Here is a 24,383-nt window from a genome sequence, read left to right as displayed (position 1 = left end):
CTTAATGAATTGCTGAGCAATTTTCAGTAATTAGCGCAGTTGATGATAGGCCTTGAGCATGTCGATCAGGGCTCGCAAGCCGCTGCCCAGCTGGTGCCGGCTGGGATAGAACAGATTGAAACCGGCAAAGCTGGGGCTCCAGGCGTCCAGCACGCTCACCAACCGTCCCTGTGCCAGCGCCTCGCTCACCTCGTCCTCCTGACAGTAAGCCAGCCCCAACCCCGCCTCGGCCGCTCCCAGATAGAGCGCTGGGGTACTGGTGGTCAGCGGCCCGCTCACTTCTATTTCCAGCAGCTTGCCATCCGCGGCGAAGGCCCAGCGATAGTGGTGGTGCGGGGTGAGGCGATAGCCGATGCAGTCGTGCTGGCTCAACTCACTCGGGTGTGAGGGTGCGCCACGGGCCGTCAGATAGGTCGGCGACCCCACCACCAGATAGCGCTGGGGCGGCCCGAGTGGCACGGCGATCATCTCTTTGGGCAGCAGATCCCCATAGAAGATGGCGGCATCGTAGCCGTCCTCGATGAGACGCGGCATCAGCTCCAGCTCCACCACTTCCACCTGCATGCGCGGATAACGCACCAGATAGTCGATGAGCACCGGCACCAGCAGCTCCACAATGGCGGCCCTGGGCGCACAGATCTTCAGGCGACCGACAGGTTCATCGCTGTGATGGGTCAGCTCGTCGAGCGCCTCCTCCAGCTGATTCAAGGTTGGTAACAGTTGCGTCAACAAGCGCTGCCCCGCATCGGTCGGCACCACGGCCCGGGTGCTGCGATTGAGTAATCTGACCCCCAAACGTTGCTCCAATCCCTTCAGGCTGTGGCTGAGCGCTGAGGCCGAGACCCCTAGTTCGAGGGCGGCCTTGCTGAAACTCCGGTGGCGGGCGACGGCGGCAAATACCGCCAGCTCGGCGAGATCGGTGCGGGTGATGGTCATCTTGGCTCGGCGGATGGAGGAGGAAAAGTAAGGGTACGCCAAGGCGGCGGCGCGCACAATCGGCCACCAAGGAGGCGTATGTTGCACATTTGTTGATGTCGATAAGTATTGGAATCTATTGAAACAATTTTTAAATGTTAAAAAATACTAACAATTAGGCACTCAAAATGTGAGCTGGCACGACCGAAAGGCGACCACAGTCAAACTTTGGTTGATTAATTCAAAAAAACGCTGTGATTAATAGGGCCATTTAATTAGAGTCAGCCCATCGAACGAGATGCGTGTTTCTGAATTGTTAAATGAGAGCCGCATTCCAACCGAGTTCAGGATCTCACGCCCCGACTTGTTGCCAATACGTTACCGCAGGGAGCGGTGCGCTGATTGGCACGGTGTGAGAGGGAAGAGCAAGGACGAACAGCAGGCGTTCCAGGGAAACGGAACCAGGCCGGGTGGCCAATAAACAACGAGATTCCACTTTCCTTGATGATAGGAACAACATATGTCCGACATGAATATTGCAGTTGATGGTCGTTTAGCCAGTCAGGCTTCCCGTGGCATCAATAAGGCCGATCTGGTCTGGATGCTGGGTCTGTACGGTACCGCTATCGGTGCCGGTGTGCTCTTCTTGCCGATCAATGCTGGCGTGGGTGGCCTCTGGCCGCTGCTGGCCATGGCCATCCTGGCCCTGCCGCTGACCTTCTTCGCACACCGCGGTCTGACCCGCTTCGTGCTGTCTGGCTCCACCCGTGATGGCGACATCACCGAAGTCGTGGAAGAGCATTTCGGCAAGACCGCAGGCAAGTTCATCACCCTGCTCTACTTCTTCGCCATCTACCCGATCCTGCTGATGTACTCAGTAGCCATCACCAACACGGTAGAGAGCCTGATGGTGCACCAGCTGGGCATGACTGCACCGCCCCGTGCCATCCTCTCTCTGGTACTGATCCTGGGCCTGATGGCGATCGTTCGCCTCGGTGGTCAGGTTATCGTCAAGGCGATGAGCGTGCTGGTATTCCCGTTCGTGATCACCCTGATGGGCCTGGCGCTCTACCTGATCCCCCATTGGAATGGTGCCATCATCACCGAAGCGCCTGCTCTGTCTGACGCCTTCAACGGTGACTTCATCAAGACCCTGTGGCTGGCCATCCCTGTCATGGTGTTCTCCTTCAACCACTCACCGATCATCTCCTCCTTCGCGGTGGACAACAAAGGTCGTTACGGTGAAGGCGCCGAGAAGAAGTGCAGCAACATCCTGTTGGGCGCTCACGTCATGATGGTCATGACCGTCATGTTCTTCGTGTTCAGCTGCGTACTGAGCCTCTCCCCGGCTGACCTGGCTGCCGCCAAAGAACAGAACATCACCATTCTGTCCTACCTGGCCAACCACTTCGACAACCCGGTTATCGCTACCGTAGCCCCGCTCATCGCCATGGTTGCCATCAGCAAATCCTTCCTGGGTCACTATCTGGGTGCGCAAGAAGGCATGAACGGCCTGATGGCCAAGGCCCTGCGCGAGAAAGGCAAGAAGGTTGACACCAAGCAGCTCAATAAAGTCACTGCGGTGTTCATGATCCTGACCACCTGGGCCATCGCTACCATCAACCCGAGCATCCTCGGCATGATCGAAGACCTGGGCGGCCCCATCATCGCCATGCTGCTGTTCCTGATGCCGATGTACGCCATCACCAAGGTGCCTGCCATGCGCAAATACGCTGGCAACATCAGCAACGGCTTCGTGACCATCATCGGCCTGATCGCCATGTCCGGTATCATCTACAAGCTGATTTCCTGATAACTCCGGTTAATCTGTTGAAAGAAGAAGCCGCCTCGAAAGAGGCGGCTTTTTTTGTTTTAGACACAGGTGCTTAACAAAGAGGTGGGAGCGGCCTACCATGGTGGGCGGTTTTTCACTTCGGGCAAGGGACATGTCAACGTTAAAACAAGAGTTGGGGCTCTGGCAGGGGATGGGGTTGCTTGCCACCTCCCTGCTTGGCACCGGGATCTTCGTGGTACCGGCCACCGCGGCCTCGCTGGCGGGAGGGGCCTCCCTCTGGGCCTGGCTGCTGCTCATCGTGCTGGTGCTGCCCATCGCTTTCACCTTCGCCCGGCTCGGCCGTCGTTACCCCCACGCTGGCGGGGCGCCGCACCTGATTGGCCTCGCCTTTGGCAATGGCGCCGAGCGTTTCTCCGCCTTCCTGTTTCTGGCGGTGCTGCCGGTGGGTCTGCCCGCAGCCCTCACCATCGCCGCCGGTTTCTGGCAATCCTTGTTCACTCTGGGGGAGTGGACCCTCTGGGCCATCCAGCTGCTGACCCTGCTCGGGGTTTTCCTGCTCGGCCTGCGCGGCGCGCGATCTTCCGGCAACCTGCAACTGCTGATCGCGCTGGCGATCCTGGGGCTGACTCTGCTCATCTGGGTCAAGGGGGATCTCAGCTGGCGCGATGCGGCCCAGCCGTTGCCGACGGCAGCTGAGTGGCCCGCCATGGGCACGGCGCTGGCGGTGATGTTCTGGTGTTTCGTGGGGCTGGAAGCCTTCGCCCACATGGGGGAGGAGTTCAAGCGGCCCGAGCGGGACTACCCCATCGCCTTGCTCGGCGGCGTGTTGCTGGCGGGGCTTATCTACTGGGTTCACTCGCTGGTGGTGCTCAAATACGGCCTCTATGGCGATGAGGCGAAGAACGCCACCGCCATCCCGGCACTGCTCTCGCTGTTGTTCGGGCCCACCGCCAAGTGGCTGGTGGCCATCCTCGGTTATTTCTCCTGCTTTGCCAGCATCAACATCTACCTGCAGGGCTTTGCGCGGCTGATCTGGAGCATGGCGCGGGAGGGCAAACTGCCGGTCTCTCTCTCCCGGCTCTCCGCCCGTGGCGCCCCGCTGGCAGCCCTGTGCTGGGTGCTCGCCATCTGCCTCGTCTCCATCACCCTGATCCTCTGGCTCAAGCTGCCGCTCGATGCCCTCATCCGCTACGCCAATGGTAACTTCGTGCTGGTCTATCTGCTCTGCATGGCGGCCGGCTGGCGCCTGCTCGGCGGGGTGGGCAAGGGGCTGGCGGGCCTGAGCGTGCTGCTCTGCCTGGTCGTGTTGGTGGCGCTCGCCTCCGAGGTGCTCTATGCGGTGCTGCTGAGCCTGGGCTACGGTTTGTTCTCCCTGTGGCGCCGTGGGCGTCGCCGTCGGCGCGGGCACGATGAGGGCAACTTCTTCGCTATCAAATAATGCCAGTCGGTAACCCGATAACAAAAAGCCCCGCAGTGCGGGGCTTTTTGTTGGCCACAGATTGTTGGCTACAGATTGCCTGGCAGATCACTGCGCAAGATGGCGTAGTGGTGCAGGGAGATGAAGCCACCGTCCTTGATCTCGCACTCCCGCGCCGTGCCTTCATAGCGAAAGCCAGCCCGCTCGAGCAGGCGCGCCGAGCGGGTATTGGGCTCCTCGACTACGGCCAGCAGTCGATGCAGGTCGGTGGTGCGGTAGATCAAGGCCAGCGCCTGTGGCAGGGTCTCGCCCATGATCCCTTTGCCCCAATATTCGGGATAGAGCCAATAGCCGAGCTCGGCGCACTTGTGACGTGGGTCGGCGCCGTTGTAGCCGATGGCCCCCACGGGCTCGCCGGTATCCGGGTCGCGGATCAGGAACCAGGCGCCGTTGCCGGTCCGGGTTATCTCGGCGTACCAGGCTATCTGGTCCTGACAGGCCGTCAGGCTGTCGTAGCTGATGCCGTAGTAGGCGACGACCTGGGGATCCGACAGGCCGCGGTAGATGTGGGGCAGATCGCTGGCCTGGATGGGGCTTAGCCTCTGGGTGGTTGTGGATGAGGGTGACATAGGTGTCTCCTGGCGGCCACTGCTGGCCGCCTTGGGTCAATGGGATCGAATGGGGTGGCGGATCAACGCTCGTTGAGGCCAAGGCCGGCGGTGAGCTGGTGCAACTCATCGCGCCATGCCTGTTGCAGCCTTGGGGTCTGATGCCTGGGCTTGCGGGCAAGATCGGCTGCCAGCAAGGTCTCCAGTTCATACCAGCGCGCCAGCTGCCGCTCTTCGTCAGACTCAATGCTGGCCGGTGCTTCGGTGGCCCTGTCGAGCGAATTATTGGCCGAGCCCAGTTGCTGGGGGCCGATCAGCTCGGCATAGGCCCGCTCTGCACTGTGAGCTTCGTGGATCCGTCCTTCCTTTATCACCCAGAAGCGGTTGCAACTGCGCTCGATCAGATCCCGATCGTGGGAGACAAGCAGCACGCCACCGGCAAAGCCGGTCAGCGCATCGGCCAGCTCCTCCTTGCCCTCCAGATCCAGATGGTTGGTGGGTTCATCGAGCCAGAGCAGATGGTGACTCGCCAGCGACAGGGCGAGAAACAGCAGTCTGGCCCGCTCGCCACCGCTCAGGCTGGAAACCCGCTGGCCGTGACGGGAGTAGGGGAAGCCCGTGCGGATCAAGGCCTGGCGCAGCGCTACCGCCGGCAGAGGTGCCAGGGCGTAGAGGGCATCGGTCAGGGGCGCCTCGTCCTCGAGCTGCTGCAGGGATTGATCGTAGTAGGCGATGCTGGCTGCGGGGTGGTGGTACCAACCTTCTGCCGGCAGCTGATCGCGCAGTTCGCGCCAGCATTGGCGCAGCAGGGAGGACTTGCCGGTGCCATTGGCGCCGATCAGGGCGACCCTGTCACCGGAGCGCAGCCTGAGCTCCTCGGCGCGCAGCAGGGGTGGCAAACCGGGGGCCGGGCATATGTCGAGCGCCTCCAGCCGTAGCAGGGCGTCGGCTTGCAGCCCCAGTCCGTGCAGCTCGAGCCGCCAGGGGACACCCGCTCCGACTATGCTCTGCTGCTCCTGCAGTTTGACGATCCGCTTCTCCATGGATTTGGCCTGGCGCACCAGCTTCTCATTGTCATACTCCCGCCCCCAGATGGCGAGCCGCTTGCTGCTGGCGCTCAGGCGGTCGATCTCTTTTTGCTCATCGGCCCTACGCTGACGGGCGTTGTCATCCTCCTCTACCAGCGCCGCCCTGGCCTGAGTGCAAGGCAGGGCGAAACGGTAGATGCGCCTGTCCCGCAAGATCAGGGTGTCCTGGGTCACCCGGTCGAGCAGACGAGCATCGTGGGACACCAGCACGAAAGCGCCACGCCAGTTTTGCAGGAAGTGCTCGAGCCAGAGCAGGGCGGGGAGATCCAGGTGGTTGCTGGGCTCATCGAGCAGCAGCAGATTGGGCTGGCGCAGCAGGGCGCGGCCTATCTGCAGGCGGCTGTGCTGGCCACCGCTCAGCGCACTGACCGGGAAGCTGGCCTGCTCGGTCAGTTGCAGCTCATCGAGCATCTTGTCGACCTGCCAGCCGAGCGCAGGATCGTCGGCCACGGCTTGCTCCAGCACGGCGCGGGTGCTGAGCCCCTGCAACTGCACCGGCAGCTGCTGTGCCACGAATTCGCAACGGCAGGGGGCGGCATGCTGCACGCGCCCGTCATGGGGTTGGCGCTGACCGGCCAGCAGGGCGAGCAGAGTGCTCTTGCCACTGCCATTGGCGCCGATGAGGCCAATCCGATCGCCGCTCTGGATGCTGAGGTCGATACCGTCAAACAGGGGAAGGTGTCCTGCGCTCATCTGCAGGGAATGGGTACTCATCAATGTTGTCATGCTCTTGCTCTCTAAAATGCGGGATCAGAAATCCCTGTCATCAGGAGCGCTGGCGACAACGGTCGAGAAAAGTCTCGGTCAAGAAGGGAGTCGGCTTTGCTCGAACCCGCTATCGCAGCGCGATGGTATGCAGGCAAGAGCGCTCGAATGTGCCGAACAGGCGAGCCGAGAACATCGGACACGCTTGGATAACCATTTTTACCTCCTTATTTTCGTGATGACTGGGTGGGGCGATTATAGGCGCATAAAAAATAGCCGTCTATCGGGGGGGCTGGCGTGCGCTCATCTGGGGGGCGCCTGGGCCACCGGTAAAGCAACAGCCCCGCATGGCGGGGCTGTTGGCTGAATTAGTGGATGGCTGCGTCGGTTAATCGCGGGGCGTCTTGAGTGCCTGGATCACATCGTCGGCGGGGGCCAGTCCCTCCACATGGTTGAAGCTGTCGAGCCCCTGCTGCGGATTGATGGTGAAGGCATCGGCGCTGATATAGCCGCCGGTCCCCGCGCTCTCCACGATGACGATGAGCTCGGGCTGCTTGTCACCGTTGAGATCCTGCAGCTTGATCTCCTTGATGCTGCCGTCTCGCGCCATCACCTTGCCATCGATGAACTGATCGAGGGGGAACTGGGGATTGGCGCCGGAGTAGAGGCGCACGTCGTAGCTGCCGGTGGAGGCAGGCTCACCGCGCCCCTCGGCGATGGTGATCACCTGGCCGGCAGGGAGCGTCAGTTGTTTGAAGAAACCCTCCGCCGCCTGGGTAGTCAGGGGCAGAGTGAGCAGACCGAGAGTAAGGAATAAGGCTTTCATGGATGTGACCCTTGTTGCTGCTGTGATAGGCAGGGGTCAATTCCCCTGCCGTTACGGCTGTGTCCGGCTCCGCGGTGGGAGCTGAGCCATCCGCCGACGGGACGGCTCATGTTTACCATATCTTGACCCGTTTGGCTGGGTCCAGATAGAGCTTGTCACCCGGCTGGATGTTGAACGCCTCGTAGAAGGCGGGGATGTTCGGCAGCACGCCGTTGACCCTGTACTCGGGCGGGGAGTGAGGATCCGATGAGAGCAGCATCTGCATCAGCTCGGGTCTGTACATCCCCTTCCAAACCTGAGCCCAGCCGAGGAAGAAGCGCTGCTCGCCGGTGAAACCGTCAAGCACCGGTGCCTCCTTGCCATCGAGTGACAGCAGGTAGGCCTTGTGGGCTATGGTGAGGCCGCCGAGATCGCCGATGTTCTCCCCCAGGGTGAACTGGCCATTGACGTACTGACCCTTGATGGGTTCGAAGCGGTTGTACTGAGCCACCAGCCGGCTGGTTCTGAAACGGAACTCCTTGAGATCGGTGGGGGTCCACCAGTCACGCATCACACCATCGCCGTCGGACTTGGCGCCCTGATCGTCGAAGCCGTGACCCATCTCGTGACCGATCACCCCGCCGATGGCGCCGTAATTGACAGCGTCATCCGCCGTCAGATCGAAGAAGGGGGGTTGCAAAATGGCGGCCGGGAACACGATCTCGTTGTTGCTCGGGTTGTAGTAGGCATTCACCGTCTGCGGCGACATGTGCCACTCGTCCCGATCTACCGGCTTGCCGAGGCGAGCCAGGTTGTCGGCGTATTCGAAGGCGCGGGCCCGCTGCAGGTTGCCCACCAGATCATCGGGACGGATCTCGATGGCGCTGTAATCCTTCCACTTGTCCGGGTAGCCGATCTTGGGTCTGAACTTGGCCAGTTTCTCCAGTGCCTGGGCCTTGGTGGCGGGCGACATCCAGTCAAGCTCTTGGATACTCTGGCCGTAGGCGGTGCGCAGGTTCTCGACCAGCTGCTCCATGCGGGCCTTGGCCTCTGGCGGGAAGTAGCGCTCCACATAGAGTTGGCCGACCGCCTCGCCGAGTTGATCGTCCAGCACGCCGAGTGCACGTTCCCAGGGGGCGCGCTGCTTAGGTGTGCCGCTCAGGGTGGTGCCGAAGAAGGCGAAGTTCTGGCGGTCGGTCTGGCCGTCGAGGTAGGGAGCGTAATCGGTAATGAGGTGCCACTTGAGATAGGCTTGCCAGTCGCCGATAGGCGTCTGCTGCATTACGCCATTGAGCGCCGCCAGATAGCTGGGCTGGCCGATGACCAGGCTGCTCTGGCCATTCAAACCGGCCTGCGCCAGGTAGGCGTTCCAGTCGATATTCGGGGCGAGGCGCTGCAATTCGCCAAGGGGCGCCTTGTTGTAGTTCTTCTCCCGATCGCGCAGGGCGACGTTGTCCCACTGGATCTGGGCGAGCCGGGTCTCGAGGGCCAGGATACGTTTTGCCTTGGGCCCCGCATCCGGCTCGCCGAAGCGGGTCAGCATGCCGGCGATGTGCTGCTCGTATTTTTGGCGCAGCGCCTGGCTGGCGGCATCGTTCTTGAGGTAGTAGTCCCTGTCCGGCAGGCCGAGCCCTGACTGATACAGATAGACCGCATAGCTGTCCGGCGCCTTGGCGTCGGCGCCTATCCAGAAGCCGAAGGGAGCGTTGCCACCGAGGCGGCCTGCCTGGGCGAAGGCCTGGGCCAGGCTGGTCTTGTCGCGGATCCGGTCGATGTCGCTGAGCAGAGGCAGCAGCGGGGTGGTGCCCTTGGCATCGCGCGCGCCCTGATCCAGATAGCTGCGGTAGAGATCGTGGATCTGCTGGGCCGGGGTGCCGGCCGCGGCACCCTTGCCGTCCAGCCCTTCCACCAGCACGCGCACATCGGCGAGGGACTTGTCCCGCAGCAGGTAGAAGGCGCCATCGGCCGGTCTGTCGTCGGGGATCTTGGCGGTCGAGAGCCAGTGGCCGTTCACGTAGCGGAAGAAGTCATCGCCGGGTTTGACCTTGGTATCCATGTTGGCCAGTGCGAGGCCGGAGTGCTTGTTGGTGTTATCTGGCACCTGACTACAACCGGCCAACAGGACCAGCCCGATGAGGCCGGCCAGTATGCTTTTCTTATTGTTCATTCAATTTGATTCCAATTCGGGTTATCCAGCTTCCCGGCCCATCTCGGGAGGAATTGCACTCTAGCAGCCCGCTTACAGCTTGATAAGCCTGAGTCTGCTAAGATCGCTCCAGCCGTTTTGGGGAAGCCTATGATTTCTCGTATTTATTCTCGCTTTTGTCAGACTCTGCCTGCGCCGGAAGGTTCCCGGGGCCTGTTGGTTGCCTTCAGTGGCGGGCTCGACTCCACCGTCTTGCTGGTGCTGGCGGCGCAATTTGCCCGGGAGCATCGGCTGCCACTGCGCGCCCTGCACGTGCACCACGGCCTGAGCCCCCATGCCGATGACTGGGTGCACCACTGCGAAGGGGTGTGCCAGCAACTGGCGGTGCTGCTCGTGGTCGAGCGGGTGCGGCTCGTGCGCGGCAATGGCGAGAGCCTGGAGGCGCAGGCGAGGCAGGCCCGCTATCGTGCGCTGGCTGCCGAACTCATGCCGGGTGAATGGCTGCTCACTGCCCATCATCAGGACGATCAGCTGGAGACCCTGTTGCTGGCCCTCAAGCGCGGCGCCGGCTTGCGGGGGCTGGCGGGCATAGTACCGAGCCAGCCCTTTGCCGCCGGGCACTTGCTGCGCCCGCTGCTCGAGGTGGGCCGACGCGAGCTGGCGGAGCTGGCCGCCAGCCTGCCTTATGGCTGGGTGGAAGATGAGAGCAATCAGGATACCGAGTACGATCGCAACTTCCTGCGCCAGCAACTGATCCCGCAGCTCAAGACGCGCTGGCCGGCCATGGCCCAGACCGCGGCGCGCAGCATGGCCATCTGCGCCGAGCAGGAGGCGCTGATCAGCGAGTTGGCAGAAGAGGATGGGCAGTTGGCCGCGGAGGGGGATGGGCTGCGCATCGCCGCGCTGCAAGCCCTGTCAGCGACGCGGCGCAACAACCTGCTGCGCCACTGGATCCGCCAGCAGGGCGGGGAGATGCCATCGCGGGATCTGCTTGGCCTGCTCTGGCAGGAGGTGGCGCTGGCGCGGGAGGATGCCAACCCGCAACTTGCCCTCAAAGGCCTGGCGTGCCGCCGTTTTCAAGGGGTGCTCTATCTGGTGCGGCCCAATCTGGCGCCTCGTCATGAGGTGCTGCCCATTTGGGTGGGGGAGTCGGTTGCACTACCGGACGGGTTGGGATCGGTCAGGGTGCATTCACAACCGGCAGCAGAAGGGCTGCGTCTACCACGGGCGGACGAGCTGCTGTCGGTACGCTTTCAGGTAGCGGCAGGCAGCATGCTCAAACCGGTGGGCCGGGCTGGCAGCCGGCGCTTCAAGAAGCTGCTGCAAGAATATGGGGTGCCCTCCTGGCAACGGGGCCGTATCCCCATCCTCTATTACGGCGAGCAGGTGGCGGCGGTGGCCGGGCTCTTCGTCTGCGACGGTTTTCTGGCGCCTGCAGGCGGTATCGGCTGGCACTGGCAGCGCGCCAAGCTGGCGCCATGCTGAGTCATCACTCCAACAGACCTGTCGCTCCCGCTTCCTTGCGGGCGTTTTTAGATAAGGGGATCGCGTTACTCTGATGCCCCATTGATACCGGCTTTTTTGCGAGCATAGAGATGGGCATCTGCCGTCTCATACAGGCTCTGCACATCCACCCCGGATTGCCAGCTGGCGGCGCCCAGGCTGCAGCTGACCGCGAAGGCGCTGAGCTCCTTGTGGCTGTGCATCACGTGTTGCAAGCGTAGCCAGACCGGGCGCCAGGCCTCGGGCTCGGCCGGTTGCAGCAGCAGGGCGAACTCGTCGCCCCCCAGCCGAAACGCCTGATCCGTGCTGCGAATGCAGCCATTGAGCAGCTGGGCGAAGCGGCTAAGCACCAGATCCCCCACCGGATGCCCCCAGGTGTCGTTGACCTGTTTGAACCTGTCCAAATCCAGCAATACCAGCACCAGACCGTGGGACTCCCGGCAGTGCTGCTCCACCGCCCGGCCGATGGCCTCATCGAAATAGGAGCGATTGCCGAGTCCGGTCAGGTGATCGAGCCGCACCTGCCGCTCCAACCCATCCAGTCGCAGATAGAGCGGCAGCGGCAGGCAAAGCAGCTGATGACATTGCTGCAACAGCCGCTGCTGGCTGCCGGTCATGGGCTGCTCCAGCTCGTATTGCAGCAGGCCGAGTCGCTGCTCATGCTGGCCGCGCAGCTCGAAGCTATAGCTGTGCAGTACCTGCCTGGCCTGAGGCGGCAGGGAGATGAGGTGATGGGGCAGGCCGCAATCGAGATGAAGGCTATGGATCCGGACAATCTTTGCCACCCGCTCGGCAAAGATTGCCAGCAGGGCGTCAAGATCCCGTTGTGCCAGCAACTGCTCGAGCAAGGGGTTGCGATCCGGACTGGTCAGCGGCGTGAGCCGCTCCATCTGCTGCACCCACTGCTCGACGCCATGTCCGAAGCCATTCAATGATGATGTGTTTTCCATGTTGCAGCCCTTAAGCCTCGCCACTCATTGCCCCCTGTCTTGCAATCCTTGTGCCCAAAATATGCTCGATGAGAAACAGGGGGCTGGCTAGGCTTAACGTCATAAAAAGCGCGTAAAAATGGCGCCGTGATGACAGGGTTGTCCTGCTCACCGAACCCGCAGCGTGAGGCCTGTTCTCCCCTGAGTGAGCCGCCGGGGTTGACGAGAGGCATGCGGCGGGGCTCGGTTTCGGAGCCGGAGATCAGTGGATATCACCACCTCGTGATGGTTATCGATACGTTATCTGGTTTTGTGCTGACAATTCAGATGAAAGTGGAGGTGAAAGTGTATGCAGATGTATTGATCCTGCTGCTCGCCGCCGTCTTGCTGGTGGCAATTTTCCGGCGCCTCGGCCAGCCGGTGATCCTCGCTTACCTGTTTGCCGGCATGTTGCTCGGCCCCCATGGCGCTGCCATCGTCACCGGCCAGGCCATGATGCAGACCATAGGAGAGCTGGGCATCGTCTTTCTGATGTTCTCCCTCGGTCTCGAATTCTCGCTGCCACGGCTGCTCTCCATGCGCAAGCTGGTGTTGGGGGTCGGCGGCTTGCAGGTGCTGCTCACCACCTCGCTGTTCTTCTGGATGAGCTGGTGGTGGGGCCTGACCCTGCCCCAGGCGCTGGTGGTAGCGGGCACCTTGGCACTCTCTTCCACCGCCGTGGTGATCAAGCAGCTCGGTGAGCTGAAACAGCTGCACACCCGACGCGCCCAGCTCGGGGTGAGCGTCCTGCTGTTTCAGGACCTGGCGGTGGTGCCGCTGCTGGTGATGATCCCCATCCTGGCCAAACCCGAGGTGCAGGGTAGCGCCCTGCTGGTCGAAATTGCCTGGGCCTCTCTCAAGGGGCTGTTCGCCCTGTTTGCCCTGCTTGCGGTGGGTAAATGGCTGCTGCCTTCCCTGTTTCACGAGGTGGCGCGGGCTCGCTCCGACGAGCTGTTCGTGCTCAGTGCCTTGCTGGTGGCGCTGTTGGCGGCCTCGCTCACCCAGTGGATGGGGCTCTCCATGGCACTCGGTGCCTTCCTGGCCGGCATGATGCTGGGGGAATCCCACTATCGCCATCAGCTCGAGGTCGACATCAAGCCGTTTCGGGACGTGTTGATGGGGCTTTTCTTCATCACCATCGGCATGGCCATGGACTGGCAGCTGGTGCTCCATGCCTGGTGGCAGGTGCTCGCCAGCGTGCTTGGGCTCATCTTGTTCAAGTCGTTGCTGGTGCTGCTGGCCGGCCGCTTGATGGGGGAGCGCAAGCGCGACGCCATGGCCGCCGGCATCATGCTGAGCCAGGTGGGGGAGTTCGGTTTCGTGCTGCTGGCGCTGGCGAGTCACCATGGATTGCTCAGCCAGCAACTGGTCTCCCTGCTCATCGGCATCGGCGTTACCTCCATCGCGCTGACCCCCTGGCTGGTGCAAAAGGCGCAGGGGCTCGCCCATTCGCTCACCGATACCGTGCTGCTCTCCCGCTCCGAGGTCGCCCAGTCGGGTCTGAGCAAACACCAGCACGTCATCATCGCTGGGTTCGGTCGCACCGGGCAGACCTGCGCCCGCTTTCTCAAACTCGAGGAGCTGCCCTTCCTCGCACTGGATCTCGACCCCGAGCGGGTGAGCGAGGCCAAGCTCGCGGGAGAGCAGGTGGCGTTCGGCGACGCCAGCCGGCGTGACATCCTGCTGGCTGCCGGCCTGATGCGGGCGCGCTTGGTGATCATCACCTTCGATGATCGCAAGCGGGTCGATGCCATGCTGACGCTGATCAAGGAGCTGGCGAGCGGGGTCAAGGTGCTGGTGCGCACCCGCGATGACAGCTTTCTCGAGCACTACAAACAAGCTGGCGCCTTCGAGGTGATCCCGGAATCCCAGGAAGGGGCGCTGATGCTGGTTTCCCACCTGCTGCTCAACTGCGACATTCCCATCGGCCGGGTGATCCGGCGCATGGAGCACGAGCGCAGCAGTCAGTATCGCTTCCTGCACGGCTTCTACTGGGGGGATCAGAGTGCCAGCAATCTGGAGACGGATCAGCTGCTGGAGCGGCTGCATCCCGTGCTGCTGCACGATCAGGCCTGGGCGGTGGGGCGCCGGGTGCGGGAGCTGGCCCTCGCCGAGGTGCGGATCAAGGCGATTCATCGCGGCGATCAGAGTCTGGAGCCCAGAGCCGAGCTGCGGTTGGCGGCGGGGGACAGGTTGGTGCTGTTTGGCAATGCGGTGGCCATGGAGCAGGCCGAGCAGCGTCTGCTGGAGGGGCACTAGGGTTCCCTTGCCCGCGTTAGGCCTCTTCGCGCACCGGCTCTGCGATGTCTAGAAACACCTCTATGCGCTGACGTTCGTTCAGTGCGTCCTGATAACCGAGCTTGATCAGCTGTTGGCAATAGCCCGGATGGAACATCAGGAAGCTGGCCAGGCTGCTGCTCTCGTTGCCGGTCACCCCCATCACCCGCAGCAGACGGCGCAACTGGGTTGGCAGCTTGTGCAGATAGTCGAGGGCGATGAGGTCCAGATCCTGGCTGGGCCGGATTACGCAGGTCTCCACCTGGCGCAGCTTCAGCCGATTGCGTTCCCGCTCCGGAATAAGCCCAAGTGTCTGGTTGATGCGGCCGAGCCGCTCCAGATCCGAGTTGAGGGTGTCGGAGAAGACGGTATTGAGCAGGTGACCGGCGATGTTGGAGCTGGTCAGGTTGCCCTGGTGCGGCGCCATCACCGTTTGGCGCGGCGAGTCCAGTGTCACCAGCAGGATCCGCTCCGCCCCCAGATGGATGGCGGGGCTCAAGGGGCTCAGCTGGTGGATGGAGCCATCCCCGTAGAAGTTGTCGCCGATGCGGGTGGCGGGAAAGACGAAGGGCAGCGCCGCCGAGGCCAGCAGATGATCCGAGGTGAGCAGGGTGCGCAGGCCGCGCCGTCTGGCTCGCTCCCAGGGCTGATGCTCGGCGCGGCCCTGGAAGAAGGTGGTGGAGAGGCCGTCATCATAATCGGAGGCGGTGATGGCGATGGCCTCCAGGCTGCCGTAGAGGATGTTGTCATCGATACGATGGTAGTCGATGAGCTGATCCAGCAGGCGGCGCAGGGGGGCGTTCTCAAACAGGTGAAAAGCACGGTTGCTGCCCGGGCTGATGAGGCCGGCCGAGCCCTGATACAGGGTGCGCCACGCCAGCTGGCAGGGGTGGAAGTCGAAGATGTGATGGGTCTCGAAGCGGCGCCAGACCCACTCCAGCTTGCGCACCCCCAGATGGAAACAGGAGGCGTAACAGGCCAGCGCCGTGACGTTGAGCGCCCCCGCCGAGGTACCGCACAGGATGGGAAAGGGGATGCCGAGGTTGCGAGGATAGAGTTCGGCCACTGCCTTGAGGACGCCGACCTGATAGGCGGCGCGGGCACCGCCCCCGGTCAACAGAAGCGCTGTGTTGGGTCTGGCCATGACGCTACCCCTTATGCTGTTGCTGGCAAGCAGTCACCATGTGCGGTTCTGGTCATGATGGTGCGCCTTATTGTTGCCACTTGAGAGTATTACCACCGAACAATTTAACTATAAGCCGCTGTATCAAATATAAAAATGGGCCACACCATCATTTTTTGGTGCGGCCCGTTTACGCCAAGCTCAGAGGACGGGATCAGGCCGTAATGGGCGACTGGACCAGCTGATCGAAGGCGGCAAACACCGGGGGGCTGGCGAGGATGCGGCCGTGGCCGAGGCCGCGGGTGCTTACCAGCTGGGTGCGCCCATCCTGGGCCGCCCGCAGGGAGTCCTGATGGGGGGCGAAGCGGTCTTCCTCGTCATGCACGATCAGGGCCTTGCCGGTGCGGGTAGCGAGCTGGCCGAGTGGATCCACCGTGCTGAGGGGATGTTGATATTCGCGCTCAATGTCTTTGACCACCGCATCGAACAGCCGGATGGAGTAGCCCGAGCGCGCCACCATGCCATAGAGCTGGGGTACGTAGTCGAGCACGGGGGAGATGAGCAGCAGCGGCAACTTGTCGAGAGCGGGGTGATGGCTCGCCAGGGTGACGGCGCCGCCCATGCTGTGGGTGATGACACCCTCGATGGGACCGAGTCGCTCGATCAGTTCATCGAAGGCGCGCACGAAGCGGGGCAAGTGACCTGTGTGGCCGTCGCTCTGGCCGTGGGCGGGGTGATCGTAGGCAAGGGCAGTGAAACCCTGAGCTGCGATGTGGCTCATCAGCGGGTAGAACTGGCTGGCGCTGCCGGACCAGCCGTGCATCAGCAGCCAGACCGGCCCCTTGCCGAGCCGATAGCTCATCAGGGTGCCTTCGCGGGTATGCACCGCCTGCTGCACCAGACCGGCCGGTGCGGCTGTCTCGTGGCTGGGTCGCTGCGGGGTCAGCAACAGCTTGCTGGCGGTGCGCCTGGCGTGGGCGGGGGCCAGCACGTGATGCAATCGGGTGCCGAGCCCTAGCAGCAATTTGCTCGGGCTGAAGCGGCGGGTGCTGAAATAGATTTTGCTGCTCATGGTCATCCTGTCGTTTTCGTGTGCGAACGGTCGTGCTTTTTTGTTATTTTTTAAAAATTAGCGCCAGCTCATCAGCAGATTTTCCACCTCGGGCCAGAAGTGGCGAGCCGGATCCTGACACAGATCCAACGCATTGAACACCTGATCCCCCAGATAGAGGCCATAGAGCCGGTAGACGGCGCGCCAGGGGTCGATGTCACTGCGCCACTCACCCTGGGCCTGGCCCTGTACCACCTGGCGAGCCAGGTAGTCGAGCCAGAAGCGCACCAGCTGGCGCGCTGCCTGTTGGACCTCGCCCTCCTGGGCCGAGGTCCAGGCGTCGAGAAACATGCAACGGCCGGCGAAGCTCTGGTTCCAGGCCAGCCAGGCATGGAGCAAGGCGGTGAGCTTCTCCTGCTGGGTCTGATATTGCTGGCGGCGTACCGGCTGGATCACCCGCTCGCGGAACACCTCGGCGGAGTAGGTCAGCACGGCGATCTGCAAGTTGTCACGGGACTGGAAATGGGCAAACAGGCCGCTCTTGGACATCTCGCACGCACTGGCGAGGGAGCCTATGGTCAGGCTCTCCAGCCCCTGCTGGCTGGCCTGCTCGAAGGCGGTCTGCAGAATGTTCTCGCGGGTCAACCGGCCCTTGCTCATATCAGCTCCTCAATATTGCCTGCAGCATAAAGCACGATCGTGCTAGCTGTCGAGATAACCCGCGTTGGAATAAGGTCTGGTCGTCAACGCCAGTCGCCCTTGATGTCCATTAGCTGCAGCGCGATCGCCGTCTGGGTGTGATGCTTGACCCTGAGTTTGCGGAAGGGCAGCTGTGATATGAGCCTTGGACGGGTTGCACCTATATCAGCTCAGTCGTCTTTGATATCCATCTGCTGCAGCGCGATCACCGCCTGGGTGCGATTCTTGACGCCCAGTTTGCGGAAGATTGCGGTGATATGGGCCTTGATGGTGGCCTCGGAGACATTGAGCTCCCAGGCGATCTGCTTGTTGAGACTGCCATCGCGCAGCATGATCAGCACCTTGTACTGCTGGGGAGTGAGGCTGGCCAGCTTGCTGGCGAAATCGGGCCCATCCTCGGACTCGGGATGCAGGGAGATCCCCTCCGGCACCCAGTTATCTCCGCCGATCACCGTATTGAGGGCGCTGACCAACTCCTTCATTGGCACGGACTTGGGGATGAAGCCCAGCGCGCCGAGCCGCAATACCTGCTGGATGATGGCGGCGTCCTCCGAAGCGGAGACCACGACGATGGGCAGATCAGGATATTGACCACGCAGATAGGCGAGCCCTTCGAAACCGTTGGCCCCGGGCATCTTGAGATCGAGCAGCAGCAGATCCACTTCGGGATGCTCTCTCAGCAGCTGGCTCAGGCTGTCGATGGAGTCGGCTTCCAACAGCCGGGCCTCGTCGATGGCCATGTGCACCGCCTGATAGAGGGCGCCCCGAAACAGGGGGTGGTCATCTGCGATGACGATGGTAAATTGGCTGTCCATTGCTCACATTATTGCTAACTGATTGTTTTGAAAAATCAAACTAGCACCGCGCCTCGAGGGGGTCAAACCCGCAGGCGTGCAAATGTGAGACGACCATAAGATGTCGTGCCAACCGGGCCGACGATGGTCCTCAATAACCCCAAGCAGGAGGCAATAGATGGGATCCTTGGTATTGACGGTGGGCACTGGCTCCACCTGGGCGATGCGAGCGGCGCTGGTACTCGGTCTGAGTGGACTGGAGTGGCAGGAGCAGGTGTTCGATCTGGAAGATACCAAGGCACTGGCACGGCTCAAGCGGCTGGCGCCGGCCGGGCTGGTGCCCTGGCTGGATGATGGCGAGCTGCGCATCCACGACTCCCTGGCCATCGCCGAATATCTGCACGAGCTCTGCCCAGAGCGACGGCTTTATCCAGTGGCGCGGGCCGAGCGAGCCTTGGCCCGCAGCCTGTGCGCCGAGCTGCATTCAGGCTTTGGCCAGATCCGCAGCCGCTTGCCTTTCTTTCTGGGGGCGCCGACGCGCAGCGAACCGCCGGTGGAGACCATCGCCGAGCTGGCCCGCTTGCAGACGCTCTGGGCCCAGGCGAGAGGGCCTTTCTATTTCGACGAGGCGGGGATCATCGATGCCTTCTACGCCGTGATGGCCTATCGACTGGCAAGCTATGGTATTGCGCTGCCCGGTCAGGCGGGCGCCTATCAGCAAGCCTTGCTGGCCTGGCCGCTGTGGCAGGAGACGCTGGTCAGGGCGAGGCTGCAGTGGCCGGAGCTGGCCCGCTCATCAGTCTGAGGCGTGTCAGTGGGAAATAGAAAGGGGAGCCGATGGCTCCCCTTTTTCTGGTGAGACGCGCAACCGGGTTACTGCTGCCGTCCGGCAAAGACCACCACCACCTTGTCGGCCCCTTTTTCGCGCACAAAGCTGTAGGGGACATCCGAGAGCTTCTGATGGCTGCCCGCCGCCACGGCCGGGTGAGCGGCCCTGAACTGGCCGAGACGCTGCCAGTGTTTGACCAGCTCGGCCTTGTCACCGCTCGCCAGCTCCTGCCAGTTCATGTCGCTGCGCACGCTCTGATCGAACACGCCCCCATCCTTGGCCAGCCCGCGGCCGGATTCGTCCCCGTAGTAGAGCTGGATGCCGCCTGGCAGCAACATGAAGCTGTTGGCCACCCGCCGTTGCAGCGGCACATCCTGATAGTCGCCAAAGAACAGCTTGGTGTCGTGGGAGCTGATGTAGCTCAGCACGTTGAACTCGGGATCCTGATTGATGCGGCTGGCGTAGCTGGCATAAGTGGGTTCGGCACCGGCCATGCACTGGGCCTGGGGCAGGGCGAATTCGCGCTGATAGTCGAAGTTGATCAGCGAATCGAAGCCGTTCTGATACCAGAAGTCCTTGGCTACCCCGTGATCCCACACCTCGCCCACCATGTAGAACGGCAACGCATCGAGGGCCTTGCTCGGGTTGGCGGCTTTCCACTCCTTGAGTGCCACCGTGCCTTCCTGCTTGAGCCTGGCCCAGACCGCCGGCTCCAGGTGCTTGACGGTGTCGGCACGAAAGCCATCGATGCCAAAGCGGCGCACCCAGTCGGTGTGCCAGGCGATGAGGTAATCGCTCACGCTGGTATTGGGCAGTGGTTTGGCCCGGGTATCTTTTTTTGCCGCAAGCAGGGGAGGCAGTCCCACCGCGTTGCTGGATTCGGTCAAGAAGTCCGGCAGGCCCGCCACCGAACCGGTCACATCGTCGGTACCGGGTTGGGGGTAGCCGGGCAGACCGGCCCGCACCCAGTCCGGGCCCCACCATTTGGTCCAATCGTTCGACTGGTAATTGATGAACTGGTTGTAGCCATGCCAGTTGAGGCCGCCACTCGGGCGCCAGTCGTTCCAGCGGGCGGGGAGTTTATCTGTGTTCTGGGTCAGGCTCTCCAAGCCGAGATCCTGCAAGTCCGCCAGGGTGGCGTAGCCAGCGTGGTTCATCACCACGTCGAGGATGATGCGCATGCCGCGCTTGTGGGCCTCGTCCACCAGAGTCTTGAGGCTCTCCTCGTCGCCGTAGTTGGGATCTATCTTGGTGAAGTCCAGCGCCCAGTAGCCGTGATAGGCGTAGAAGGGGAAGTTGCCCTGCTCACCGCCGCCGATGAAGCCGTGCACCTGCTCCACCATGGGGGTGATCCAGATGGCGTTCATGCCGAGTGCCTTGATGTAGTCGAGCTTCTCGGTCAGTCCCTTGAAGTCGCCGCCGTGCCAGGTGGCGACCTCATCCTGGCCATCTTTCTGGCGGCCGAAGCTGTGATCGTTGGCGGGATCGCCGTTGTGGAAGCGGTCGGTCAAGAGGAAGTAGACGCTGGCCTGATCCCAGCTGAAGGGCTCAGCCTTCACCGTTGCCACGGGCTCGAGCAGCAGCAGGCCGCCGCTCTCTTTCGATGGCGTTAGCGTCAGCTTGCCGCCCTTGATCACAGCCTCCTGCTTTGAGTAGGCATCCCGCAGCTTGGTGCCATCGGGCCAGACCCCTTTCAGGGATACTGTCACCGGGCCGCCATCCCATGCAATGCAGGGTTCCTCCGGGGGCTGGCGCTTGAATTCACTCTTCTTGGTAGCCCGCAAGACCTTGAGGCTCGGGGTATCCGGGTTGAAGGTGAACTCATAATCTCCCGCCAGCATCACTCTTAACGTGAAGCTCTGATCCTTGGCGCATTTGTCCATGGGCTGGGCCGTGCCGAAGGGCAGCGGCTTGGCTTCGCTCGGGCCGAAGCTGGTGCCGCAGCTGTTGGCGGCATCGCCGATGCGGATCTGATGGCTGCCCTTGCTTAAAGAATGGGTCAGGCTGACGGTGCCCTTGTCCAGCGTCAGCGCCTCGGCCACCGGTTTGCCATCCACATAGAGGTGCACTTGCGGGGCCGCAAGGGCCGGGCCGGCAAGCATGGCTAGCCACAGTGGCGACAGGCGGAGATCGAGGCGAAAAGGGGGACGCATAAGCCATTCCTTGAGCTGGGTGAGCGGGTCGGATCCCGTTGAGGAGCTTATTCTAGGGGGCTAAAGGCAGCGGCTGGATCGGTAAAATCCCGATTTGTGAGGTCAGTTCAAATGGTTACGTTTTCAAGCGGAACAAAGTGTGATGCCTGCCGTGCGACCGCTCTGAGCTGCGCCCATAAAAAATGCCGGTCGAGTGACCGGCATTGTTCGAGCGTTTTTTCGTCAGACGGCGTCAGACGGTAAAGAACTTGAAGTTGACGAAGGCCACTGCGATGAAGGAGGCAACCATGCCGCTGATGCACAGGATGGCCGGGCGAATGGCAGGCCAGCGATGGGTCAGCAGTATGATGGCCAACAGTGTCGGATAGAGTCCGAACATGTAGCGCGGCATGGCGTTGAGCCCGGTCATCAGCGGTATGGTGCAACAGATGAACATCAGGGTCGCCTCGGCCCAGCGTTTCTGGCTGAACAGATAGCCGTTCAGACACCAGCCGAAGATCACCATGATGGAGAGGTAGGCCTTGCGGCCACCGAGCTCAAAACCACTGAGCCACCAGTCAAGGGGGCTGTCCATGTAACGGCCCCAGGCGACCTGAATGTGCTTGAACGCCAGCGCATCACCGGTGAGGTGGTAGAGATAGACCATGTAGGCGAACAGACCGAATGGAATGACCCAGAGGGTAAACACCACCTTGAAGGCCCGCTCGGTGAAGCGGAAGAACTCGCGCCAGCCATAGGCCTGCAGCGCCAGGATCAGCACCGGGAACACCATCATCACCCCCAGATTGCGGGTGCCGGAGATGAAGATGCCAAGGAAGGCCACCATCAGCCACTGCTCGCGATAGGCGAACAGGAACATGCCCAGCATCAGCGCCATGAACATGGGCTCGGTGTAGCCGGAGACGAAGTAGGCAGAGAAGGGCGAGAAGGCCAGCAGCCAGACCCCGAACCGGGCCGTGTCATCCCCTAGCTTGAGCTGACGCAGCACCAGCAGCATCAGCGGCAGGCTGATGAAGAAGGCGATGTTGGCCACCAGCATCAGGCCGATCAGGCTCTCGATGTTGAGCAGGGTGGAGAGGCCGCCGGCCAGCATGGGGTAGAGAGGCATGAAGGCCCAGTTGGCCGCATTGCCCTTGCTGAGCCAGCGTGGGTAGAGGTCATAGCCGTTTTCGATGATGCGCTGGAACCAGACACAGTCGAACTGGCAGTACGCTTGCAGCGGGCCTATGCCGGGGGCTCCGTAGAGCTGGACACCGAAGTAGCCCATGCCATAAAGAGCGGCTCGACTCAGCACGAAGGCGGCGATGATCATCAGCCAGTCACGGCTGCTAATCCGCAGGGACGGGCGATAAGGCCCCGCGGTGGCGGGGGTAGGCATTGTCATGTCATTCATCAGGCAAATACCCAGATGCGAGAGAGGATGTAGGTGAGTACGGTCACCGCCAAGGCGGCAATCACCACGGGGAGCAGGCCGGAGAGGCCCGCAAACAGCAGGCCGCTCAAGAGCAGATTACGCACCACTAGTGAGAAGAGCGCGACCAGCAGGAACTTGCTGGCTGCCCCCTGCTTTTGGAAGGTGATGTAACGGTGGCCAAAGAAGGAGAACCAGAACGCCACCGCAAACGCCAGGGTGGTGACCAGGTGCTCCGAGATGGTGGGCCAGGTACGAAACAGCGCAATCGAGGTGCCAAGATCGACGAGGGTTGCCCCCCCGCCGACGAAACCAAAGCGAACCAGACGCCAGAATTCCTCGCGGGAGATCATTGAGGCGCGGACTCCTGCTCACCCTTGGCGGGGGCGGCGGCCTGCGGTTTGTTGTCCGCTTGCTGCTCTTTTGTTGCTTCTTGCTGGGCGTATTGGCCGTAGACCCCTTCGATGAGGTAGACGGGGCGCTGTTTCACCTCGACGAACATGCGGCCAATGTATTCGCCGATGATGCCAAGGGAGAGTAGCTGGATGCCGCCGAGGAACAGCATCACCGACATCAGCGAGGCGTAACCTGGCACGTCGATGCCAAAGAACAGCACCTGGGTGATGATCTTGAGGATGTAGAGGAAGGCGATCAGCGAGACACCGACCCCGACGTAGCTCCACACCCGCAGCGGCCAGCTGGAGAAGCTGAGCAGACCATCGAGGGCGAAGTTCCACAGCTTCCAGTAGTTGAACTTGGTTTCACCCGCGTGGCGGGCGGGGCGCTCGTAGGGAACGCCGACGGCGCGGAAACCCGCCCAGGCAAACAGACCCTTCATGAAGCGGTTGCGCTCTGGCAGCTGTTTGAGCGCCTCGACTACCCTGCGGTCGATCAGGCGGAAGTCACCGGCGTTCTCCGGCAGCTTGGTGCTGGTGGAGAGCGCATTGAAGAAGCGGTAGAAGCCGCCGGCGGTAAGGCGCTTCATCGGGGTGTCGGCGCTGCGATCGACCCGGATGCCGTAAACGGTGTCATAGCCGCCGGTCTGCCACAGTTTGACGAATTCCAGAATGAGGGCAGGAGGATCTTGCAGATCCACGTCCATGGGGACGATGGCATCGCCCTTGGCCTGATGCAGGCCGGCGGTCATGGCGGCTTCTTTGCCGAAGTTACGGGCCAGATTGACCAAGGTGACGCGGGGATCGCGGGCGATGGCCTGCTCGACCACCTCACGAGTACGGTCGCGGCTGCCATCGTTGACGAACACGATCTCGAGCTGGTCTTTGAGCGGTGCGAGCTCGTTGTCTATCGCGCTGATGAAGGCGTCTATGCTCTCTTCTTCGTTGTAAACGGGCACGACCAGAGAGAGTCGAAAATCGGCATGCGACATGGGAACTTCCTTATTAGAAAATCACGTTTAAGAACTGATTTTTAGTGTTTTATCTTCACTGGGCCACGGTCAGGCGCACAGACTGTACGTTGAGCGGTGTCGGGGCAGAGAGAGCCAGGAAATTGGGATGCTTGGGATCGGCGGTCAAGGATTCACCGGGCAGGTTGAGCCGGATCTCGTTGATGCCTGCCTTGGCCAGTTTGACCGTGGTGGTGAAGTCGTGACCCAGGGCGACCTTGAGCAGGGTACCAGCCTCCGGGCTGTTGATCCTGGCCTGGATGGTGACCTGCTCAGGCTGTGCCTGATGCTTGGGCAAGACGAAGTAGAGACCGCCCTGACCGCTCAGCTCGGTACCGTCGGCGCTTGGCTTCTTGGCCCAGCCTTCACTGGAGAGGAAGCGGCTCGGCTTGGTGAGATTGAGTTCGTTACCCGGCTGGTAGGTCATGCTGGAGTTGTGCTCCCAGAAGCGGGTCTTGCCTTCCAGGTAATAGAGTTTATAAGCCAGGCTCACGTTGGGGTGAGCAGCCAGATAGAGGGTGTAGAGGTAAAAACCACTCAAGGCCATGATGGCAGCCATAAAACCGAACTTTTTGTAGGTCATATTACTCACTCGACGCCTGACGGATGGGTAGGCAGATTTCGCGCATATGCTAATCCAATTGCAAAAAAAGCATAGTAGATCACAAAAATAAATTTGCTCACATATTAA

At 61.9% G+C, this 24,383-nt stretch carries 20 protein-coding genes; 5 read left to right on the top strand and 15 right to left on the bottom strand.

Translation table 11 applies throughout. The annotated features are described in order from the left end of the window. Nucleotides 1-30 precede the first annotated feature (30 nt). On the bottom strand, nt 31-936 hold the full coding sequence (locus tag BN1137_RS20455) for a LysR family transcriptional regulator (protein WP_050720366.1): 906 nt from the start codon (nt 934-936) through the stop codon (nt 31-33). A gap of 499 nt (nt 937-1,435) precedes the next feature. On the opposite strand from BN1137_RS20455, the gene BN1137_RS20450 reads away from it, so the two are divergent. Together BN1137_RS20450 and yjeH are read left to right on the top strand one after the other, a co-directional pair. Continuing rightward, complete coding sequence (locus BN1137_RS20450) at nt 1,436-2,728, top strand: HAAAP family serine/threonine permease (RefSeq protein ID WP_050720353.1); 1,293 nt, start codon at nt 1,436-1,438, stop codon at nt 2,726-2,728. 133 nt (nt 2,729-2,861) lie between these two features. Beyond that, nucleotides 2,862-4,148: an L-methionine/branched-chain amino acid transporter gene (yjeH, locus tag BN1137_RS20445; RefSeq protein ID WP_050720352.1), complete on the top strand. Its 1,287-nt coding sequence runs from the start codon at nt 2,862-2,864 to the stop codon at nt 4,146-4,148. A 68-nt stretch (nt 4,149-4,216) separates the two neighbouring features. Here the strand turns inward: yjeH and BN1137_RS20440 are convergent, their stop codons facing one another. The 4 genes from BN1137_RS20440 to BN1137_RS20425 all read right to left on the bottom strand — a co-directional run bounded on the left by BN1137_RS20440 (nt 4,217) and on the right by BN1137_RS20425 (nt 9,500). Further along, nucleotides 4,217-4,756, bottom strand: coding sequence for a GNAT family N-acetyltransferase (locus BN1137_RS20440; RefSeq protein WP_050720351.1), 540 nt, complete (start codon nt 4,754-4,756; stop codon nt 4,217-4,219). 62 nt (nt 4,757-4,818) lie between these two features. Beyond that, nucleotides 4,819-6,549: an ABC-F family ATP-binding cassette domain-containing protein gene (locus BN1137_RS20435; RefSeq protein ID WP_050720350.1), complete on the bottom strand. Its 1,731-nt coding sequence runs from the start codon at nt 6,547-6,549 to the stop codon at nt 4,819-4,821. A 367-nt stretch (nt 6,550-6,916) separates the two neighbouring features. Continuing rightward, nucleotides 6,917-7,354, bottom strand: coding sequence for a PliI family lysozyme inhibitor of I-type lysozyme (locus BN1137_RS20430; RefSeq protein WP_050720349.1), 438 nt, complete (start codon nt 7,352-7,354; stop codon nt 6,917-6,919). Nucleotides 7,355-7,466: 112 nt separating this feature from the next. Continuing rightward, nucleotides 7,467-9,500 (bottom strand): M13 family metallopeptidase, encoded by a 2,034-nt coding sequence (locus tag BN1137_RS20425; protein WP_050720348.1) that lies wholly within the window; start codon nt 9,498-9,500, stop codon nt 7,467-7,469. Between the two features lie 129 nt (nt 9,501-9,629). On the opposite strand from BN1137_RS20425, the gene tilS reads away from it, so the two are divergent. Beyond that, on the top strand, nt 9,630-10,964 hold the full coding sequence (gene tilS / locus BN1137_RS20420) for a tRNA lysidine(34) synthetase TilS (protein ID WP_050720347.1): 1,335 nt from the start codon (nt 9,630-9,632) through the stop codon (nt 10,962-10,964). Nucleotides 10,965-11,029: 65 nt separating this feature from the next. Here tilS and BN1137_RS20415 read toward each other — a convergent pair whose 3' ends face one another. Continuing rightward, nucleotides 11,030-11,932 (bottom strand): GGDEF domain-containing protein, encoded by a 903-nt coding sequence (locus tag BN1137_RS20415; protein ID WP_050720346.1) that lies wholly within the window; start codon nt 11,930-11,932, stop codon nt 11,030-11,032. 324 nt (nt 11,933-12,256) lie between these two features. Here BN1137_RS20415 and BN1137_RS20410 point away from each other — a divergent pair, with 324 nt between their 5' ends. Further along, the gene (locus BN1137_RS20410; protein WP_050720365.1) at nt 12,257-14,209 is read left to right on the top strand and encodes a monovalent cation:proton antiporter family protein; all 1,953 of its coding nucleotides are present in this window, start codon (nt 12,257-12,259) and stop codon (nt 14,207-14,209) included. Nucleotides 14,210-14,225: 16 nt separating this feature from the next. Here BN1137_RS20410 and BN1137_RS20405 read toward each other — a convergent pair whose 3' ends face one another. The 4 genes from BN1137_RS20405 to BN1137_RS20390 form a co-directional block, all read right to left on the bottom strand. Continuing rightward, complete coding sequence (locus BN1137_RS20405; protein WP_050720345.1) at nt 14,226-15,371, bottom strand: patatin-like phospholipase family protein; 1,146 nt, start codon at nt 15,369-15,371, stop codon at nt 14,226-14,228. 193 nt (nt 15,372-15,564) lie between these two features. Beyond that, complete coding sequence (locus BN1137_RS20400; RefSeq protein WP_050720344.1) at nt 15,565-16,422, bottom strand: alpha/beta hydrolase; 858 nt, start codon at nt 16,420-16,422, stop codon at nt 15,565-15,567. 57 nt (nt 16,423-16,479) lie between these two features. Further along, nucleotides 16,480-17,061 (bottom strand): TetR/AcrR family transcriptional regulator, encoded by a 582-nt coding sequence (locus tag BN1137_RS20395; RefSeq protein WP_050720343.1) that lies wholly within the window; start codon nt 17,059-17,061, stop codon nt 16,480-16,482. 209 nt (nt 17,062-17,270) lie between these two features. Continuing rightward, nucleotides 17,271-17,915 carry a response regulator transcription factor gene (locus BN1137_RS20390; RefSeq protein ID WP_050720342.1) on the bottom strand — a complete coding sequence of 215 codons (645 nt, stop codon included), beginning with the start codon at nt 17,913-17,915 and terminating at the stop codon, nt 17,271-17,273. Nucleotides 17,916-18,072: 157 nt separating this feature from the next. Here BN1137_RS20390 and BN1137_RS20385 point away from each other — a divergent pair, with 157 nt between their 5' ends. Next, nucleotides 18,073-18,699 carry a glutathione S-transferase gene (locus tag BN1137_RS20385; protein WP_050720341.1) on the top strand — a complete coding sequence of 209 codons (627 nt, stop codon included), beginning with the start codon at nt 18,073-18,075 and terminating at the stop codon, nt 18,697-18,699. A gap of 68 nt (nt 18,700-18,767) precedes the next feature. Here the strand turns inward: BN1137_RS20385 and BN1137_RS20380 are convergent, their stop codons facing one another. From BN1137_RS20380 to BN1137_RS20360, 5 genes are all read right to left on the bottom strand, one after another. Continuing rightward, nucleotides 18,768-20,876 (bottom strand): alpha-amylase, encoded by a 2,109-nt coding sequence (locus BN1137_RS20380; protein WP_050720340.1) that lies wholly within the window; start codon nt 20,874-20,876, stop codon nt 18,768-18,770. 232 nt (nt 20,877-21,108) lie between these two features. After that, the gene (locus BN1137_RS20375; protein WP_050720339.1) at nt 21,109-22,269 is read right to left on the bottom strand and encodes a hypothetical protein; all 1,161 of its coding nucleotides are present in this window, start codon (nt 22,267-22,269) and stop codon (nt 21,109-21,111) included. Next, nucleotides 22,269-22,640 carry a GtrA family protein gene (locus BN1137_RS20370; protein WP_050720338.1) on the bottom strand — a complete coding sequence of 124 codons (372 nt, stop codon included), beginning with the start codon at nt 22,638-22,640 and terminating at the stop codon, nt 22,269-22,271. Before BN1137_RS20370 ends, BN1137_RS20375 begins: the two co-directional genes overlap by 1 nt. Then, nucleotides 22,637-23,674: a glycosyltransferase family 2 protein gene (locus BN1137_RS20365; RefSeq protein ID WP_050720337.1), complete on the bottom strand. Its 1,038-nt coding sequence runs from the start codon at nt 23,672-23,674 to the stop codon at nt 22,637-22,639. The genes BN1137_RS20370 and BN1137_RS20365 overlap by 4 nt, the downstream gene beginning before the upstream one ends. Nucleotides 23,675-23,729: 55 nt before the next feature. Continuing rightward, nucleotides 23,730-24,275, bottom strand: a complete 546-nt coding sequence (locus tag BN1137_RS20360; RefSeq protein WP_050720336.1) for a hypothetical protein — start codon at nt 24,273-24,275, stop codon at nt 23,730-23,732. Between the last annotated feature and the right edge of the window lie 108 nt (nt 24,276-24,383).

Source organism: Aeromonas tecta, from assembly GCF_000820185.1.
In the GTDB taxonomy this organism is placed as follows: Bacteria; Pseudomonadota; Gammaproteobacteria; order Enterobacterales; family Aeromonadaceae; genus Aeromonas; species Aeromonas tecta.
The sequence above is the reverse complement of the archived record's forward strand: the minus strand, read 5'-3'. Positions and strand labels throughout refer to the sequence as shown.

What these genes read in the sequence shown, in the direction of transcription:
- BN1137_RS20455 (WP_050720366.1), bottom strand. Translation starts at nt 936, where the DNA reads ATGACCATCACCCGCACCGATCTCGCCGAGCTGGCGGTATTTGCCGCC.
- BN1137_RS20450 (WP_050720353.1), top strand. Translation starts at nt 1,436, where the DNA reads ATGTCCGACATGAATATTGCAGTTGATGGTCGTTTAGCCAGTCAGGCT.
- yjeH (WP_050720352.1), top strand. Translation starts at nt 2,862, where the DNA reads ATGTCAACGTTAAAACAAGAGTTGGGGCTCTGGCAGGGGATGGGGTTG.
- BN1137_RS20440 (WP_050720351.1), bottom strand. Translation starts at nt 4,756, where the DNA reads ATGTCACCCTCATCCACAACCACCCAGAGGCTAAGCCCCATCCAGGCC.
- BN1137_RS20435 (WP_050720350.1), bottom strand. Translation starts at nt 6,549, where the DNA reads ATGACAACATTGATGAGTACCCATTCCCTGCAGATGAGCGCAGGACAC.
- BN1137_RS20430 (WP_050720349.1), bottom strand. Translation starts at nt 7,354, where the DNA reads ATGAAAGCCTTATTCCTTACTCTCGGTCTGCTCACTCTGCCCCTGACT.
- BN1137_RS20425 (WP_050720348.1), bottom strand. Translation starts at nt 9,500, where the DNA reads ATGAACAATAAGAAAAGCATACTGGCCGGCCTCATCGGGCTGGTCCTG.
- tilS (WP_050720347.1), top strand. Translation starts at nt 9,630, where the DNA reads ATGATTTCTCGTATTTATTCTCGCTTTTGTCAGACTCTGCCTGCGCCG.
- BN1137_RS20415 (WP_050720346.1), bottom strand. Translation starts at nt 11,932, where the DNA reads ATGGAAAACACATCATCATTGAATGGCTTCGGACATGGCGTCGAGCAG.
- BN1137_RS20405 (WP_050720345.1), bottom strand. Translation starts at nt 15,371, where the DNA reads ATGGCCAGACCCAACACAGCGCTTCTGTTGACCGGGGGCGGTGCCCGC.
- BN1137_RS20400 (WP_050720344.1), bottom strand. Translation starts at nt 16,422, where the DNA reads ATGAGCAGCAAAATCTATTTCAGCACCCGCCGCTTCAGCCCGAGCAAA.
- BN1137_RS20395 (WP_050720343.1), bottom strand. Translation starts at nt 17,061, where the DNA reads ATGAGCAAGGGCCGGTTGACCCGCGAGAACATTCTGCAGACCGCCTTC.
- BN1137_RS20390 (WP_050720342.1), bottom strand. Translation starts at nt 17,915, where the DNA reads ATGGACAGCCAATTTACCATCGTCATCGCAGATGACCACCCCCTGTTT.
- BN1137_RS20385 (WP_050720341.1), top strand. Translation starts at nt 18,073, where the DNA reads ATGGGATCCTTGGTATTGACGGTGGGCACTGGCTCCACCTGGGCGATG.
- BN1137_RS20380 (WP_050720340.1), bottom strand. Translation starts at nt 20,876, where the DNA reads ATGCGTCCCCCTTTTCGCCTCGATCTCCGCCTGTCGCCACTGTGGCTA.
- BN1137_RS20375 (WP_050720339.1), bottom strand. Translation starts at nt 22,269, where the DNA reads ATGAATGACATGACAATGCCTACCCCCGCCACCGCGGGGCCTTATCGC.
- BN1137_RS20370 (WP_050720338.1), bottom strand. Translation starts at nt 22,640, where the DNA reads ATGATCTCCCGCGAGGAATTCTGGCGTCTGGTTCGCTTTGGTTTCGTC.
- BN1137_RS20365 (WP_050720337.1), bottom strand. Translation starts at nt 23,674, where the DNA reads ATGTCGCATGCCGATTTTCGACTCTCTCTGGTCGTGCCCGTTTACAAC.
- BN1137_RS20360 (WP_050720336.1), bottom strand. Translation starts at nt 24,275, where the DNA reads ATGACCTACAAAAAGTTCGGTTTTATGGCTGCCATCATGGCCTTGAGT.